General features: G+C 64.2%; 17 protein-coding genes. 6 read left to right on the plus strand and 11 right to left on the minus strand.

The genetic code is table 11. The annotated features are described in order from the left end of the window. Positions 1–170: 170 nt before the first annotated feature. From ABIB80_RS00005 to hemH, 4 genes are all read right to left on the minus strand, one after another. Complete coding sequence (locus tag ABIB80_RS00005) at positions 171–617, minus strand: NfeD family protein (RefSeq protein WP_007597152.1); 447 nt, start codon at positions 615–617, stop codon at positions 171–173. A gap of 70 nt (positions 618–687) precedes the next feature. After that, positions 688–1,689, minus strand: coding sequence for an SPFH domain-containing protein (locus ABIB80_RS00010; RefSeq protein WP_219680333.1), 1,002 nt, complete (start codon positions 1,687–1,689; stop codon positions 688–690). 263 nt (positions 1,690–1,952) lie between these two features. Further along, positions 1,953–2,924, minus strand: a complete 972-nt coding sequence (locus ABIB80_RS00015) for an ABC transporter substrate-binding protein (protein ID WP_354126800.1) — start codon at positions 2,922–2,924, stop codon at positions 1,953–1,955. Between the two features lie 22 nt (positions 2,925–2,946). Next, on the minus strand, positions 2,947–3,987 hold the full coding sequence (gene hemH / locus ABIB80_RS00020; protein ID WP_219680338.1) for a ferrochelatase: 1,041 nt from the start codon (positions 3,985–3,987) through the stop codon (positions 2,947–2,949). An 82-nt stretch (positions 3,988–4,069) separates the two neighbouring features. On the opposite strand from hemH, the gene ABIB80_RS00025 reads away from it, so the two are divergent. After that, on the plus strand, positions 4,070–4,468 hold the full coding sequence (locus ABIB80_RS00025; protein WP_219680341.1) for an MAPEG family protein: 399 nt from the start codon (positions 4,070–4,072) through the stop codon (positions 4,466–4,468). 108 nt (positions 4,469–4,576) lie between these two features. On the opposite strand, the gene ABIB80_RS00030 is transcribed toward ABIB80_RS00025, so the two are convergent. Genes ABIB80_RS00030 through ABIB80_RS00040 form a run of 3 tightly spaced genes read right to left on the minus strand, consistent with a single transcriptional unit; the run spans position 4,577 to position 8,357 of the window. Beyond that, positions 4,577–5,620 carry a nickel/cobalt transporter gene (locus ABIB80_RS00030; RefSeq protein WP_502918723.1) on the minus strand — a complete coding sequence of 348 codons (1,044 nt, stop codon included), beginning with the start codon at positions 5,618–5,620 and terminating at the stop codon, positions 4,577–4,579. A gap of 17 nt (positions 5,621–5,637) precedes the next feature. Next, on the minus strand, positions 5,638–6,276 hold the full coding sequence (locus tag ABIB80_RS00035; RefSeq protein WP_354126802.1) for a DUF1007 family protein: 639 nt from the start codon (positions 6,274–6,276) through the stop codon (positions 5,638–5,640). After that, positions 6,276–8,357, minus strand: a complete 2,082-nt coding sequence (locus ABIB80_RS00040; protein ID WP_354126803.1) for a M3 family metallopeptidase — start codon at positions 8,355–8,357, stop codon at positions 6,276–6,278. Before ABIB80_RS00040 ends, ABIB80_RS00035 begins: the two co-directional genes overlap by 1 nt. 136 nt (positions 8,358–8,493) lie before the next feature. Between ABIB80_RS00040 and ABIB80_RS00045 the strand changes: the two genes are divergently transcribed. The 5 genes from ABIB80_RS00045 (at position 8,494) to ABIB80_RS00065 (ending at position 13,297) form a co-directional block, all read left to right on the plus strand. Continuing rightward, positions 8,494–8,748 (plus strand): hypothetical protein, encoded by a 255-nt coding sequence (locus ABIB80_RS00045; protein ID WP_007597166.1) that lies wholly within the window; start codon positions 8,494–8,496, stop codon positions 8,746–8,748. 672 nt (positions 8,749–9,420) lie between these two features. Then, a complete protein-coding gene (locus ABIB80_RS00050; protein ID WP_018453321.1) occupies positions 9,421–10,563 on the plus strand; it encodes a type III PLP-dependent enzyme in 1,143 nt (380 codons plus the stop codon). Between the two features lie 132 nt (positions 10,564–10,695). Next, positions 10,696–11,283, plus strand: a complete 588-nt coding sequence (locus tag ABIB80_RS00055) for a GNAT family N-acetyltransferase (RefSeq protein WP_354126804.1) — start codon at positions 10,696–10,698, stop codon at positions 11,281–11,283. Between the two features lie 134 nt (positions 11,284–11,417). Continuing rightward, on the plus strand, positions 11,418–11,807 hold the full coding sequence (locus ABIB80_RS00060) for a RidA family protein (protein WP_354126805.1): 390 nt from the start codon (positions 11,418–11,420) through the stop codon (positions 11,805–11,807). 47 nt (positions 11,808–11,854) lie between these two features. Continuing rightward, complete coding sequence (locus ABIB80_RS00065) at positions 11,855–13,297, plus strand: homospermidine synthase (RefSeq protein ID WP_354126806.1); 1,443 nt, start codon at positions 11,855–11,857, stop codon at positions 13,295–13,297. Positions 13,298–13,370: 73 nt separating this feature from the next. Here the strand turns inward: ABIB80_RS00065 and ABIB80_RS00070 are convergent, their stop codons facing one another. The 4 genes from ABIB80_RS00070 to ABIB80_RS00085 all read right to left on the minus strand — a co-directional run bounded on the left by ABIB80_RS00070 (position 13,371) and on the right by ABIB80_RS00085 (position 16,610). Then, positions 13,371–13,706: a hypothetical protein gene (locus ABIB80_RS00070; RefSeq protein ID WP_007597175.1), complete on the minus strand. Its 336-nt coding sequence runs from the start codon at positions 13,704–13,706 to the stop codon at positions 13,371–13,373. Positions 13,707–13,794: 88 nt separating this feature from the next. Next, entirely contained in the window at positions 13,795–14,511 is a 717-nt protein-coding gene (locus tag ABIB80_RS00075; RefSeq protein ID WP_219680356.1) for an MgtC/SapB family protein, read from the minus strand. 30 nt (positions 14,512–14,541) lie between these two features. Then, on the minus strand, positions 14,542–15,561 hold the full coding sequence (locus ABIB80_RS00080) for a WD40 repeat domain-containing protein (protein WP_354127098.1): 1,020 nt from the start codon (positions 15,559–15,561) through the stop codon (positions 14,542–14,544). Continuing rightward, on the minus strand, positions 15,561–16,610 hold the full coding sequence (locus tag ABIB80_RS00085; protein WP_007597188.1) for a CobW family GTP-binding protein: 1,050 nt from the start codon (positions 16,608–16,610) through the stop codon (positions 15,561–15,563). The genes ABIB80_RS00080 and ABIB80_RS00085 overlap by 1 nt, the downstream gene beginning before the upstream one ends. Positions 16,611–16,628 lie beyond the last annotated feature (18 nt).

Genomic DNA, 16,628 nt, shown 5'->3' on the forward strand with positions numbered 1-16,628 from the left:
ACTGCCTGCCGCTTGTACTCGTCCGAATAAGAACGTCGCTGCCGTTTCGTCATCTGACACCTCTTGCTGTCTAAGCTATAGGTGTCCACCGATTTAGGGGAGGCTCAGAATTTTTCCGCAGAGGCAGTCTGGATTGCTTCGCTTCGCTCGCAATGACGGGGAGGCAACAGCTACGCCGCCGCCACCGTCAGATTCGCGCCATCCACTTGCACCACCTTCACACGCGTGCCCGCCGGCGTATCGGGGCCTGCGACGCGCCAGACCGTGTCGCCGATACGCATGGTGCCGTTGCCGTCAACGATCGGCTTCTCCAGCGTGAACTCGCGGCCGAGCAACGCGTCCGCGCGCTTGTTGAGGAAGGGACTGGCGGCAATTGCATCCGGCTTCGGCCGGGCGAGGCGGCGCCACACCGGCACGGCCGCTGCGGCGAAGATCGCGAACATCACGAGCTGGATCTGCCAGGATATCGCCACTCCGAACGAGATCAGGCCGACCAGCAACGCGGCGAGCCCGAGCCAGAACAGGAAGACTCCGGGCGCCAGCACCTCCAGCGCCATCAGGATGAAGCCGAAGATCAGCCAGTTCCAGGTGCCGAGCGATACGAACATGTCGGTCATGACACGACCTCTTTGAAATGACGCATGCCCTTGTCGGAAAACCGGTGTCCACTTTTCCGGGGCATGCGCTTTACCCCTGACGCGGCGGCACCGCGGGTGGCGTGCTGCCGGTCGTCGGCACCGAGCCGCGGCGGGCGGCAGCGGCCGCGGACGCCGCGCTTTCACCGAACGTTGCCTTTGCAATCTCGCCGATGCCGGCGAGCGAGCCCAGCATGCTCATGGCTTCGACCGGAAGCATGATGACCTTCTGGTTCGGCGATTCAGCCAGTTGCCCGAACGCCTTGATATACTTGTCGGCGATAAAATAGTTCAGCGCCGCGACGTCGCCCTTGGCGATGGCTTCACTGACCATCTGCGTCGCCTTGGCCTCAGCTTCCGCCGACCGCTCGCGTGCTTCGGCGTCGCGGAAGGCGGCCTCGCGGCGACCTTCTGCCTGGAGAATTTGGCCCTGCTTGGCACCCTCGGCGCGCAGGATCTCGGACTGGCGTGCACCTTCAGCCTGAAGGATGTCGGCGCGTTTGACGCGCTCGGCCTTCATCTGTCGGCCCATGGCTTCGACGAGGTCCGCCGGCGGCACGATGTCCTTGATCTCGATACGATTGACCTTGAGGCCCCAGGGCGAGACGGCGGCATCGACCACACGCAGCAGGCGCTCGTTGATTTCGTCGCGATGCGACAACACCTGGTCGAGATCCATCGACCCCATCACCGAACGGATGTTAGTCATGGTCAGCACGGTGACGGCTTGGGTCAGGTTTGAGACCTCGTAGCTCGCCTTGGCGGCGTCGAACACCTGAAAGAAGGCGACGCCGTCGACCGTCACGGTGGCGTTGTCCTTGGTGATCACCTCTTGCTCGGGAATGTCGATCACCTGCTCCATCATGTTGATCTTGCGTCCGACGCGATCGAAATAGGGCACGATCAGATTGAGCCCGGGGCTCAGCGTCTGGGTGTATTTGCCGAACCGCTCGATGGTCCAGTCATAGCCCTGCGGCACCGTCTTTACGCCGGCCACCAGCGTGACGATGACGAGCAAAACCAGGACAATCGCGAAAATGTCGAAACCGCTCATATTTCCTCCAAGGCGGAAAAGATTGTCGGAAAAGGCCCTTTTCCGCGCTGTCATTGGTCGGGATCACGACCCCAAGGGTTCAGTAAAGCGTATCCAGTGTTCAGCGGTCGTAGATGATTTCGGCATCGGCAGGATTCTACACAAGACGCCGGGAGAGGGAATGGTCGCGATTATGTATTTGCGAGGCGCTCTTGAAAGCGTGCAGGCACGGACCTAGCGACGACGTTAACGAATCCGGCCATGCCGGCGGTCGCAGCCAAATCCTACTCGATGACTTCGTTCGCGGTTGCGAGCAGGCTTGGCGAAAGCGTGACGCCGATCGCCCTGGCCGTCTTCAAGTTGATCGCCAGCTCGAACGTGGTTGGATTTTGGACCGGCAGGTCGGCCGCCCGCGCCCCCTTCAGGATGCGATCGATATAGGAGGCGGCGCGGCGGAGCTGCTCGGCGCTGTCGGTGCTGTAGGACATCAAGCCACCCTCGTCGACGAAGGTACGGCTCCAGAACACCGCCGGCACGCGCGCTTCATTGATGGCCGCCAGCAGAAGCGCACGGTTGGACATGGTGAAGAAGTCCGGCAGCACCAGCAGGCCGCCGTCTTTCCGCGAAGCCAGGGCGACGATCGAGGCCGTGTCATGGATCGGCGCCGGCTCCACCGTCACATCGAGCGCGCGGCCAGCGTCCTCGATCGTACCCAGCATCAGCGGCGCGAACGGCGCGGTGGCGGGATTGTAGACCACGAAGATACGGGACGGTCTTGGCACGACCTGCGTCAGCATCTCGAGCCATTTTCCGGCCAGCGGGCCGTCGTAATCGGTGAAGCCGGTGACATTGCCGCCGGGATGGGCGAGATTCTGGACAAAGCCCTGGCTGACCGGATCGGTGACGACGGCGAAAACGATCGGGATCGTCGTCGTGCGCCGGCGCAGCTCCTCGAGCGAGGGCGTACCGACCGCAAGCAGGATGTCGGGCTTGAGCGCCACGAGTTCGTCAGCGAATTGCGCGATCCGTGCGCGGTCGCCGCCGCCGTTGCGCCAATCGGTCTTGAGGTTGTCGCGCTCCTTCCAGCCATGGCCGGCAAGCGCCTGGACCAGGACCGCGCTACGCGTCTGCCCGATCGCATCGTCGGCCGCCGTGACCGAGAGCACGCCGAGCCGGCGCGTCGGCTGCTGCGCCAGCACTGAGGCCGGCAGCGCAGCGGCCACCCCAAGAAGCGCCAGAACCTCGCGGCGGTTCATGGGGCGCTCCTCGGATCCAGGCTCACTCTATCCAGCCCTGGAGTTCGCGCAGCACCAGCGTTCGGATCACATCCATGCCGGGGTTGCTGTCGTTGAGGCAGGGGATCGCGGAAAACTGCTCGCCACCATTGTGCTCGAAGATCTCGGCATTCTCCTGCGCGATCTCCTCCAGCGTCTCGAGGCAGTCGGCGGAAAAACCCGGCGTGATCACCGCGATGCGGCGCACGCCCTCTTTCGCCAGACGCTCCATGGTCTTGTCGGTGTAGGGCTGCAGCCACTCGTCGAATCCGAAGCGCGACTGGAAGGTCAGCAGCAACTTTGTCTCGTCCATCCCCAGCCGGCGGCGCAGCGCCTCCGTCGTGGCCACGCATTGGTCCTGATAGGGATCGCCCTTGTCGACATAAGCCTTCGGCATGCCGTGGAAGGAGGCGACGATCAGCTCCGGCTTGAACGGCAGGCTCGCCAGATGCGTCTCGACCGAGGTGGCGAGCGCCTCGATATAGGCTTCGTCCTCGTAATAAGGCGGCGTCACCCGCAGCGTCGGCTGCGCGCGCAGCCGCGCAAGCACGCGAAACACCTCGTCGCAGACGGTGGCCGACGTCGCAGCCGAATATTGCGGATAGAGGGGTACGGCAAGAATGCGATCGCAGCCCTTCGCAATCAGCGCATCGACGCCCGACTTGATCGAGGGGTTACCGTAGCGCATCGCCCATTCCACCGTCACCTGCTCGCGGTCCGACAGCATGGCTCCGAGCTTGTCGCTCTGCGAGCGCGTGATGGTCTTGAGCGGCGACTCGTTCTTCTCGGTGTTCCAGATCTTGAGATAGTCGCGCGCCTTGGCGCGGGGGCGGGTGCGCAGGATGATGCCGTTCAGCACCAGCTTCCAGATCAAGCCCTGATCCTCGATGACACGGGCGTCCGAGAGGAACTCCTTCAGATAGACCCGCACGCCGCGCGCGTCGGCGGTATCGGGCGTGCCGAGATTGACCAGGAGCACGCCGACGCGCGAGGGGGCGGGCTGCGTGGCCGGCATCGCGGTCTTGAGAGGGGCTAGGGTTGTCATGCCTCGTTGGGTCGCGCGTTGCCCCGAGCTTGTCAAGATCAGGCCGGTTTCGCTAGGGTCGCACCGAGGCGGGGGAGGAAAGATGACACTCGCGGAATGGTGCGTCTTCGGAGCATTGCTGCTCTATTTGGTGACGATCGTCTCGGTCAAATGGATCAGGTTTCGCGGGTTCGACAATTCACGCCCGCGCGATCCCGCCTTCTACGAAGACGCCATCGCGCAGCGCGCGCTCGGCGCCCACCAGAATGGTATCGAGACCTTTCCGTTCTTCGCCTTTGCGGTGCTGCTGGCCGAATACAGGGATTCGCCGCAGCGCCTGATCGACGAGCTCGCGGTGCTGTTCCTGATCGTGCGGATCGCCTATGTGCTGACCTATCTCGGCAACCGCCCGACGCTGCGCTCGATCCTCTGGAGCATCGGCTTTGCGATCAATCTCGGGATATTCTTCATGCCGGCGTTGAAGCAGTTTCTGCCGGTGTGAGTTCGTGAAACCGTAGCCCGGATGGAGCGAAGCGTAATCCGGGGTCCCCTCCACGGCGGCACTGTCCCGGATTGCGCTTCGCTCCATCCGGGCTACAACACCTGCCGCTCAAAAACACGTCGTCCGTTCGGCCGCGACGTAACCCAACAACAGGCCTGCGCCGAACAGCAGCACGAGGCCGGCGGCGGCGAATTCGATGCCGCGCATGAACAGTGCGCCGCTGCCGTCGCGTCCGGCGCTCAGGCGGGCGGCGATGTCCTTGGCGGAGACGGCGACCACCGCAATGGCCGCGACGGTGATCGCGGTGCCGAGCCCCATCAGCAAGGTCGCGGCGATGCCGGCCCAGAACAGGCCTTGGGCCAGCGCGAACACCAGCACCAGGATCGCGCCCGAACAGGGACGGATGCCGACGGTCAGGATCGCGGCAAAGCCGCGTCCCCAGCCACCCGGGCCGCCGAGTTCGCTCGGGGTGGGGCCGTGGGAATGGCCGCAATGCTCGTCATGGACGTGGTCATGCTGGTGGTGATGATGGGCGTGCGCATGGTGATGGTCTTGATCATGGTCATGCGGCACGCCCGCGATCGCCGGCACCGGCTGGACCACCTGGAGCGCGCGGATGAAGGTGCGGCCCTTGACCCAGACCAGGCGCAGACCGAACAGCGCGATCAACGCGTAGCTCGCGATCTCGATCACGCCCTCCGCCTTGCACATAGTCTTGGCGGTCGCATTCAGCACCCAGGCCGAGATGCCGACCATCAGGATCGCTACCAGCGACTGCATCAACGCCGAGGCAAACGACAGCGCGATGCCCCGCCGGGCGGTCTCGCGATTGGCGACGAGATAGGAGGCGATCACCGCCTTGCCGTGGCCCGGGCCGGCCGCGTGGAAAATGCCATAGGCAAAGGAAATGAACAGCAGCGTCCACACCGCGGAGCCATCGGACTTCGCGGCGCGGATGGTCGCCGACATCTGCCGATAGAATTCCGACTGTTTTGCCAACAGCCAGCCGATCAAGCCGCCGGCCTCGGGCTGGGCAGCTTGTGGCGAACGCGGCGCGCCGAACGGGTTCTGCGCGAGGAGATCGTGGAGCGCCGCATCGGTCACGCCCACGACGAGAAGAACGCCGGCGCAGACAGCGAGCCCGCGTGCCATGGGCGTGCGTTGCCGCTTCACGGGCAATCCACCGTGATCTTGTTGGCGAACATCATGCCGAAATTGGTGTTCTCGCCGCTCATGAAAGTCTGCTCGTTGAGCTTCTGCGCGGTCGCGGTGCCGTCGCTGGGACGATCGAGCTTCATCTGGCAGCCGGCGGGCGCGCCGACCAGCTTGACCGGGTTGTCCTTGGCCATCTGGAAGTCGATGAAGAAGGAACGGTCGAACACTTCGAGCACCAATTGCCTGGGCTTGAGGGGGTTCTTCAGCGGTAGCGTGAAGTGCAGGGTCAGGACAGTATCCTTGTAGTCGAGGAAGTAGTCGACCGGCTCCTGGAATCGCTCCTTCTTGCCGTCGGCTCGCGCGAAGGTGAAGTAGGCATATTCCTTCAGCGACTCGACATTGGTCTGCGCCAGCGGCCCCAGCTCCTCGCGGGTGTAGGCGCCCTTGGTCTTGCTCTCGAGCCCCTGCACCGCATAGGCCGAGAACATGTCGTCAAACGTCCAGGCGTGGCGCACGCCGGTGATGCTGCCGTCCGCGGCATAGAGCAACTCGCTGGTCGCAGTGATCCAGACATGCGGATGCGCCCGCGCCGCGCCTGCCGCGAGCGACAGGGCGACACCGAGCAGCAGCCCCAACAGGGCCCGCATGCCCATCAGGCCGCCTTCGGAGCGTCGAGCAGGCCGCGGCGACGCAAGAGCGCGTCGGGCTCCGGCGGGCGGCCGCGGAAGGCCTCATAGGCGGCTTCCGGATCGACCGATCCGCCGCTCGAGTAGATGTCGTCATGCAGGCGTTTTGCGACGGCGGGATCGAAGATGTCGCCGGCTTCCTCGAACGCGCCGAAGGCGTCGGCATCCATCACCTCCGACCACATGTAGCTGTAATAGCCGGCGGCATAGTGATCGCCGGTGAAGATGTGACCGAATTGCGTGGGACGGTGACGCAGCGAGATCTCCTCGGGCATGCCGATTTTTTCCAGCTCGCGTCTCTCGAAGGCGCGGACATCCTGCGCGGCGGAGGCCGGCTGGGTGTGGAATTCAAGATCGATCAGCGCCGAGGAGACGAACTCGACGGTGGCAAAACCCTGGTTGAATTTTCGCGCGGCCAGGAACCGTTGCAGCAGATCGTCCGGCAGCGGCTCGCCGGTCTGGTAGTGGCGGGCGAATTGCTGCAGCACCTCGGGCCGCTCCTGCCAGTGCTCGTAGAGCTGCGACGGCAACTCGACGAAATCGGTGAACACGGAGGTGCCCGACAGCGACGGATAGGTCACGTTGGAGAGCATGCCGTGCAGGCCGTGGCCGAACTCGTGGAACAGGGTGCGGGCGTCGTCCGGTGACAGCAGCGAGGGTTCCCCATCCGCGCCCTTTGAGAAGTTGCAGATGTTGAGGATCAGGGGTGCGACCTCGCCGTCGAGCTTCTGCTGGTCGCGCAGCGAGGTCATCCAGGCGCCGGAGCGCTTCGACGGCCGGGCGAAGTAGTCGCCATAGAACAGCGCCTTGTGCTTGCCGTCCTGCCCCTTCATCTCCCAAACCCGGACGTCCGGATGCCAGACCGGCACGTTCTTGCGCTCCTCGAAGGTGACGCCGAACAGGCGCGTGGCACAGTCGAAGGCGGCGGCGATCATGTGATCGAGCGCCAGATACGGCTTGATCGCGGCGTCGTCGAAATTGGCGCGCTGAAGGCGGAGCTTTTCGGCATAGAAGCGCCAGTCCCAGGGGGCGAGCTTGAAATTGCCACCCTCCTCCGTGATCAGCGCCTGCATGTCGTCGCGGTCGGCGAGGGCCCGCGCCCGCGCCGGTTTCCAGACCCGCTCCAGAAGGCCGCGCACCGCTTCCGGCGTCTTGGCCATGGAATCCTCGAGCCGGTAGGCCGCGAAAGTCGGATAGCCCAGGAGATTGGCGCTCTCCTCGCGCAGCTTCAGGACCTCGACGATGGTCGCGTTGTTGTCGTTGGCATTGCCGTTGTCGCCCCGCGCGGTGAAAGCCTTGTAGACCTTCTCCCGCAGGTCACGCCGGGCCGAGCTCTTCAGGAACTGTTCCACCGAGGAGCGCGACAGCGTGACGATGGCCTTGCCGGCCATGCCGCGTTCTTCTGCCGCAGCCTTGGCGCTGGCGACAAAACTCTCCGGCAGGCCCTGGCGGTCGGCTTCGCCGAGCTCCATGAACCATTCCTGCTCGTCGCCGAGCAGATGATGACTGAAGCTGGTGCCGAGCTGGGCGAGTCTCTCGTTGATCTCTGCCATCCGCGTCTTTGCCTCTTCGGAAAGGCCGGCGCCGGAACGGTGGAAGCGGGTGTAGGTACGCTCGAGCAGGCGGAGCTGTTCCGGTGTCAGACCGAGATTGGCGCGGTTCTCGTGCAGCTGGGCGATGCGGCCAAACAGCACGGCGTTCATCATGATGGGATTCCAGTGCCGCGCCATCCGCAAGGAAACCTCCTTGTCGATCTCCAGGATGGCCGGGTTGGAATGCGCCGAGACGAGGTCGTAAAAGACTGACGCAACCTTGCTGAGCAGCTTGCCCGAGCGCTCCAGCGCCGTGATGGTGTTGGCGAAGTCGGGCGCAGTCGGGTCGTTGGTGATCGCAGCGATCTCGGCGGAGTGGTCCGCGAAGGCCTGCTCGAAGGCCGGGAGGAAGTGCTCCGGCCTGATCTCGTCGAAGGGCGGGGTCGCAAATGGCGTCACCCAGGCCTTCAGCAGCGGGTTGGTCTCGGAGTCCGTAGTTTGGCGGGTTTCTGACATTACAAGTCCCGATTTGTGGCTCGATTGTTGCGGCCAGCTATAGCACGCGATGGGGCTTTTTTGGGCCATTTGCCCTTGCTCCCGGCTGCCTTTTCGGGGAGATTGCGGCCCTTCAAAGCCTAGGACCCCTGAGCTCATGAACGCGACTTCCTCGTCTTCCCGTCGGATCGTCTGGCCGAGCGTCATCACCGTCATCAGCGCCGCCATCCTGATCGGCGCCGAGGTGTTCGGCGCGGCGTTTGCCGGCGGCTGGGCGCTCGCGATCCTGTTCGGGCTGGGCGAGCAGGGCACGCACATCCTTCAGGCCGCGCTGTTCGCGCTCGGCGTGCTCGTCATGACTGCCTTCATCCGCGCCGCTCAGCGCGTCGAGCCGTTCACGAAGCGCGGCTGAAGCGCGCACGCGCGCGAGTGACGCGCGCCGCACAGAAAACTTAACGCGCGTTCATCTTCCGCGTCGCTCGCGCAACACTGCGCAAGCAGATGTTAGGCAATTCTGTTCGCAGGCTAAAAAATCTCTTGCGAAGCAGAGTCAAAACACTTATGTGCGGATTGCCCAATTTCGCACGTGCCTGTGGTCGTGTGTCAGTCGGTAGGTATCCGGACAAGAGGCCGGACAGCCGCCAAGGGGTGAAGAAGCCGAGGGGCTCTTCGGAAGTGTGGAAGTCGGAAGGCTCATAGCCGGAAGACGAAAGCAAACCCGGAGCGTCCAGCATCTCTCTCAAAGAGATGCCTTGTCGAAGGTGACTTTGCTCTTTGCAACCGTGACTGGCAGCCGGAGGCGAACCGGCGCACCCCGCTCTCAACGGGGGACGCGACTTAAAGCAACGACGGATCGGGCTTTTTTGGTCTCTACCGGCAGTCCAACGCCGGCGCGGGCTACTGAAAAGGCTTGTCCTTCATTGCCAGGTGTGCGGGCGGGAACATTCCCAACCAATCCACGGCAGCACAGTCTGATCTGAGTCTTTGGCTCGTCGCGCCTCCATCGCGCGATCTGGCCGGAGCGCTCTTATCCGACGTCATTTTTTGAACGGATCCCCGTCGCTGGGCCGTTTGGGAGAGTGCTATGACCGACCGTATCCAGGAATTCCTGCGCAACCGCCGCAGCGAGGGCCTCGACACCGAACCGTGCCTCGTGGTCGACCTCGAAGTCGTGCGCGACAATTACCAGACCTTTGCCAAGGCGCTGCCCGACAGCCGCGTGTTCTATGCCGTCAAGGCGAACCCGGCGCCGGAAGTGCTGGCTTTGCTCGCCTCCATGGGCTCCTGCTTCGACACCGCCACGGTCGCCGAGATCGAGATGGCGTTGGCCGCCGGTGCGACGCCCGACCGCATCTCCTTCGGCAACACGATCAAGAAGGAGCGCGACATCGCGCGTGCCTTCGCGCTCGGCATTCGGCTGTTCGCGGTCGATTGCGCCGCCGAAGTCGAGAAGGTCGCCCGTGCCGCTCCCGGCGCAAAGGTGTTCTGCCGCATCCTCTATGACTGCGCCGGCGCCGAATGGCCGCTGTCGCGCAAGTTCGGCTGCGATCCAGAGATGGCCGTCGACGTGCTCGACGTTGCCAAGCGTCTGGGCCTGGAGCCGTGCGGCATCTCCTTCCATGTCGGCTCGCAGCAGCGCAAGGTGAAGGCGTGGGACCGTGCGCTGGCGATGGCCTCGCAGGTGTTCCGCGACTGCGCCGAGCGCGGCATCAACCTGACCATGGTCAACATGGGCGGCGGTTTCCCGACCAAGTACCTGAAGGACGTGCCGCCGGTGGTCACCTACGGGCGCTCGATCTTCCGCGCGCTGCGCAAGCACTTCGGCAACCAGATTCCGGAGACCATCATCGAGCCGGGCCGCGGCATGGTGGGCAACGCCGGCATCATCGAATCCGAGGTCGTGCTCATCTCGAAGAAGAGCGACGAGGACGAGGTGCGCTGGGTCTATCTGGACATCGGCAAGTTCGGCGGTCTCGCCGAGACCATGGACGAGTCGATCCGTTACGCCATCCGCACCCCGCATGACGGTGCGGACATGACACCGTGCGTGCTCGCTGGGCCAACCTGCGACAGCGCCGACGTGCTGTACGAGAAGAACCCGTATCCGCTTCCGGTGACGCTCGAGATCGGCGACAAGCTGCTGATCGAAGGCACCGGGGCCTATACGTCGACCTACTCGGCGGTGGCGTTCAACGGCATCCCGCCGCTGAAGACCTACCACATCTGATCCGCCTCTCGTCCGAGGCCTGACGAACCCGGGAGCCGGCTTGCCGGCTCCCTCCCTGACATTTCGATTTCTGACGACGCCTTGGACCGGCGTGCTTTGCGCACGTCGGCTTCAAGCGGGGACTGACGCGCCATGACTGCTCTTCGGAAGACACAGGTTGACCCCACCTCGAAAGCCGCTCCGTTCGCGATCCGTGCGGAGCGTGCTGGCGACGTTGCGATGCGTGAAGCGCTGCTCGATGCGTCCTTTGGCGATAACCGCCATGGCCGCACCTGCCAGCGCCTGCGCGACGGACGCGCACCCGCAGCCGGCCTTGCGCTGGCCGCGATGCGCGAGGGGAAGCTCGTGGGAACCGTGCGGCTGTGGCACGTCAGCGCCGGAGGCAGGCCCGCTCTGGTCCTCGGACCGCTGGCGGTGGACCCTGCTTGCCGCGAGCTCGGGATCGGCGCCGCGCTGATGCAACAAGCGCTGGCTGCCGCCCGGGCGCGCGGGCATGCCGCCGTGATCCTGCTTGGCGATGCCCCTTATTACGCCCGCTTCGGCTTCTCAGCCGCCAACACCGGCGAGCTGTCGCTGCCCGGTCCGTTCGAGCGCGACCGCCTGCTGGCGATCGAATTCGAAGCGGGTGCGCTGGATGGCGCCGCCGGGATGATCGTCCCGACTGGCGCGGCCCTACCCAAACGGAGGGTAGTTCGCGGCCTCGAGGCGCGCGCGGCGTAAGGGATTGCCATGATCGCGATGACCAAAGCCGCGGCGAGCGGAGATGCTCGCGCGACCCTTTGCTTTAGGGTTGCGCGGGCCTGAGAAACGCCCTTTAACCCGCCAAACGCCCCCTTCAGTCGAGGCCCAAGACCATGTCCCGTCGCCTGATCTCCACCGGCTCTCCGCTTGAGAAGACCGTCGGCTACAGCCGCGCCGTGATCGACGGCGAGTTCGCCTTTGTCGCGGGCACCACCGGCTATGACTACACGACGATGGCCATGCCGGCCGATGTCACGAGCCAGTCACGCAACTGCTTCAAGACCATCGAAGCCGCCCTGCAGGAGGGCGGATTCGAGATGGCCGATATCGTCCGCGCGACCTATTACGTCACCGACGCCAGCTATATCGATGCCCATTTCGCCGTCTGCGGCGAGGTTCTCGGTGACATCAGGCCGGCCGCGACCTTGCTGGTCGTCAGCGGCCTCGCCAAGCCCGAGATGAAGGTCGAGATCGAAGTCACCGCCAAGCGCCGTAGCGCCTGATCCCCCCTCACCATTTGTTCGCCAGCACGTTCCGGAGAAACCATCCCATGAGCCACCCCTCGCAGATCTACGCGAAGATCACTGGTCCCATCGTCATGGTCGGCTTCGGCTCCATCGGGAAAGGCACGTTGCCGCTGATCGAGCGGCATCTCGATTACGACAAGTCGCGCGTCACCGTGATCGATCCCAAGGACGAGGGCCGCAAGGCGCATTGCGAGAAGCACAATGTGCGTTTCATCCAGAAGGCCGTGACCAGGGACAATTATCGCGAGTTGCTGACCCCGCTGCTCACCGAAGGCGGCGGCCAGGGCTTTTGCGTCAATCTCTCGGTCGATACCGGTTCCACCGACATCATGGAGCTCTGCAACGAGCTCGGCGCTCTCTATATCGACACCGTCAACGAGCCCTGGCTCGGCTTCTATTTCGACTCCTCGAAAGGCCCGGAAGCGCGCTCCAATTACGCCCTTCGCGAAGCGACGCTGGCTGCCAAGAAGGCGCGCCCCGCAGGCTCGACGACGGCGGTCTCCTGCTGTGGCGCCAATCCCGGCATGGTCTCGTTTTTCGTGAAGCAGGCGCTGCTCAATGTCGCCGCCGATCTGAAGCTCAATGCCCCCAAGCCGAAAACCAAAGCCGAATGGGCGGACTTGATGCGACAGGCCGGCATCAAGGGCATCCACATCGCTGAACGCGACACCCAGCGCTCCAAGAAGCCGAAAGAGCCGGATGTCTTCGTTAACACCTGGTCGGTGGAAGGTTTTCTGTCGGAAGGCGTGCAGCCATCAGAACTCGGCTGGGGCACCCATGAAAAATGGATGCCCGAAAATGCGCGGACTCACGAAGCCGGCTGTGGCGCTGCCATCTATCTGATGCAGCCCGGCGCCAACACGCGCGTGCGCACCTGGTGCCCGACCCGCGGCGCGCAGTATGGCTTCCTCGTCACCCACAACGAGTCGATCTCGATCGCCGACTATTTCACCGTGCGCGACGCATCGGGCACGGCGGTGTACCGTCCGACCTGCCACTATGCCTATCATCCGGCTGACGATGCCGTGCTGTCACTGCATGAAATGTTCGGCCGCGCCGCGAAGATGCAGGAGAAGCACCACATCCTCGACGAGAACGAGATCGTCGACGGTATCGACGAACTCGGCGTGCTGCTGTTCGGCCATGACAACAATGCCTATTGGTACGGCTCGCAGCTCTCCATCGAAGAGACCCGCAAGCTCGCGCCCTACCAGAACGCCACTGGCCTGCAAGTGACCTCCGCCGTGCTCGGCGGCATGGTGTGGGCGCTCGAAAACCCGAAGGAAGGCATCGTCGAAGCCGACGAGATGGATTTCGATCGCCTGCTGGAAATTCAGCTGCCGTATCTCGGCCCGGTGAAGGGGTTTTATACCGACTGGACGCCGCTGACGGATCGTCCGGGACTGTTTCCGGAGGATATCGATACGTCAGATCCGTGGCAGTTCCGGAACGTTCTGGTGCGGTGAGAGCCGTCACCCAACTCTCCGCTCGTCATTCCGAGGCGCGCCACTTGGCGCGAGCCCGGAATGACAGGGGAGCCTACTTCCTCTCAATCGGCGGCGCGATCTTCTCGGCTGGCGCTGGCGGCAATGCTGGTTTAGCCGCACCGGCAGCCCCTTGCGTCTGTGGGTCGGGTCGCGCCGGCTCTGGGGCGGGCGTGGTCGGCCGGTCGCCGCCGGGCTTGGCTTCCGCGGGCTTGTTCTGATCGTCGGACGGCGTGCCCTGAAGGGGTTGCGTCGCCTGGGCCGTCTGCATCCGGGTCTCGGCGCGGATTTGCGCCAGCGACATGCCTGACACCACGACGCCTGCCGCGAACAGCGAGCAGGCAACCATCAGGTCGAGCTTCAGTCTGCGCTTGTCATATTGGCCGGGCATGTCGATCACCGCCTTTGTCCAGGGGATCAACGAAATCGCCGGTCTGCGGTTCCCTGCCCGTGACGGCCGGAACTCGACGCCTGCGCGCTCAATCCGTGGTGCTGACTTCCCAGGTGGCGTGGCGGACGCCGGGCAGGTGCTGGAGATCGGTCGCCACCGCATTCAGCTCGTTCGGATCGACGGCGCTCGCGACCAGCTTTGCCACGATCTCGATCAAATCATCCCCGGTTTCGACCATTTCGATATCGGCCACCAGATATTTTGCGCCCTCGAGCTTCTCGACGAGCCGGTCGCGCATGTCGGGCAAGGCGTCCGGTGCGACCGCGAGCTTGAAGTAATAGGTCGCCTCGGAGGTCTTCTCGTTCAGCGGAATGCGGTTGATGGCGTTGACCAATGGCCGCAACATGGTGTTGCCGGCAATCACGAACACCGTCAGCGCCGCCGCCTGGGCAATCATGTCGGCGCCCGCGCAGGAGCCGACCGCGGCTGAAGCCCATAGCGTCGCCGCGGTATTGAGCCCGCGCACGTCCATGCCCTGCTTCATGATGACGCCGGCGCCGAGGAAGCCGATGCCCGAGACGACGTAGGAGATTACCCGCACCGCGCCGTCGGCGCCGGTCAGGTGCATGGCGAGATCGACGAAGGCGGCGGCGCCGACCGCGACCAGCACGTTCGTACGCAGGCCCGCGGTGCGCTGGCGGTACTGCCGCTCGGCACCGATCAGCGTGCCCAGCACGAAGGCCGTGAACAGACTGACCAGCGTGTCCGCAAAGTCAGCGATCTGGAAGGTCGTCAGAAACCGCATGGCCCCATCTACGGCCGGAACGATGACAGATCAAAGCTCCAGCAGCCCGCCATCCCCATTTTCGTCGGCGAACGCCAGCAGCGTCCCCTTGGCGTTCCAGCCGAGCGCGGCCACCGGCGGCGTGCCATTGCGGCGGACAAGGATCTCGGCGCCGTCCTCCAGACGCACCATCAGCACGGTGCCGTCGCTATAGCCGGCGGCGAAGATGTCGTTCCTGGGATGGCATGCGACGACCGACACGCGCGCCTGGAGCGGCGCGAGCATCGCGGGCTCCTTGCCCATCGGGCCGTCCTTGCTGGCAAACGGCCACAGGATCACCGTGTCGGCGCCCGAGGTCGCCAGCGCCTTGCCGCCCGCGCTCCACGACATCGAGCGGACGCGGCCGGGATAGCCGGTCATACGCATGTGCCTGTTGTCGGCAAGCCGCCACCCGTGCAGCGCGGATTCGTGCATCGTGGTGACCAGGAATTTGTTGTCCGGGCTGAAGGTGACGCCGAGATGCGAGCCGGCCCAGGGCAGGAATTCGGCCGATCCCGCCATGTTGGGAAACCACAGCGTCGCGCCGTTGTAATGGGCGATCGCGAGACGCTGGCCCTTCGGCGCAAACGCGAGGCCGCCAACGGTTGAGGGCACCTCAAGCGACTTCTCCTCGCTCTTGCCGCTCTTGAAGAAAGCGGTCTTGCCGGCCGACCAGGCGTAGGCACCGTCCGGATGCAGCGCCACCGCATCGATCCAGCGCCGTTTCGGGTCGCTCGCAAGCAGCGTCACCTCGCCCTTGGCGTCGAGCGACACGACTTTTCCATCGTCGCCGCCCATCACGAGGCGCTTGCCATCGGAGGCGGCCGAGAGAATGCCGCCGCTGTGCACGGCGACCTTGCTGATCTCGCCCTGGCCATCCACGAACGCGACATTCTCCTCGCCGCCGACGAAGGCAGCGCGGGGCCCAAGGAAATGCACGGAGGTCACGACCATGCCGAGCGCGAGCGGCTTGACGCGCTCGGTGACGGAGACGATCGAGGCGGAATCGGCGGGCGGCGTAAACTCTTTCATCACGAGACGATGCAGCTCTCAAAACCCTGGCGAATGAGATCTTGCGGCAATTCGCGGCCGATGAAGACGAGGCGGCTCTCGCGCGGCTCGCCGTCCTTCCACTTCCGCTGGTGGTTGCCCTCCAGCATCATGTGGACGCCCTGGAAGACGTAACGGTCGTCGTCGTCGTGGAAGGCGAGGATGCCCTTGGAGCGCAGGATCTTGCCGCCCTCCACCTGCACCAGATTCTGGAGCCAGGGCATGAACACGTTGGGATCGAGCGGCTTGTCGGTCTTGAGCGACAGCGATTGCATATCCTCGTCGTGATAGTGCTTCAGGCCGTGGCCGTGATCATGATCGTGATGATGGTCGTGGCCGTGGTGATGATGATCATGGTCGTGGTCATGATCATCGGCATTCAGGAAGTCCGGCTCGATGTCGAGGATGCGATCGAGGTCGAAGGCGCCGCGGTCGAGCACGTCGGCCAAAGCCACCGAGCAGCGCTCGGTGCGGTGCAGCTTCGCATAGGGGTTGATGGCACGGATGCGGGCCTCGACCTCGGCAAGCTCGCCCTTGGTGACGAGATCGGTCTTGTTCAGCACGATGACGTCGGCAAAGGCGATCTGGTTCTTGGCCTCGGGCGCGTCCTTGAGACGGTCGGACAGCCATTTTGCGTCCGCAACCGTGACCACCGCATCGAGACGCGCGTTCTTCTGCACGTCCTCGTCGACGAAGAAGGTCTGGGCCACCGGTGCCGGATCGGCAAGACCGGTGGTCTCGACGATGATGGCGTCGAACTTGCCCTTGCGCTTCATCAGGCCTTCCATGATGCGCACGAGATCGCCACGCACGGTGCAGCAGATGCAGCCGTTGTTCATCTCGAACACTTCCTCATCGGCGCCGATGATGAGGTCGTTGTCGATGCCGATCTCGCCGAATTCGTTGACGATGACGGCGTACTTCTTGCCGTGGTTTTCCGACAGGATGCGGTTCAACAGCGTGGTCTTGCCGGCACCGAGATAGCCGGTCAGGACGGTCACAGGAATTTTTGGGGCGGTCGCTTCAGACATAACAACTCCGGACTTCGG

Origin of the sequence: Bradyrhizobium sp. i1.15.2 (assembly GCF_040548425.1) — a bacterium.
GTDB lineage: Bacteria > Pseudomonadota > Alphaproteobacteria > Rhizobiales > Xanthobacteraceae > Bradyrhizobium > Bradyrhizobium canariense.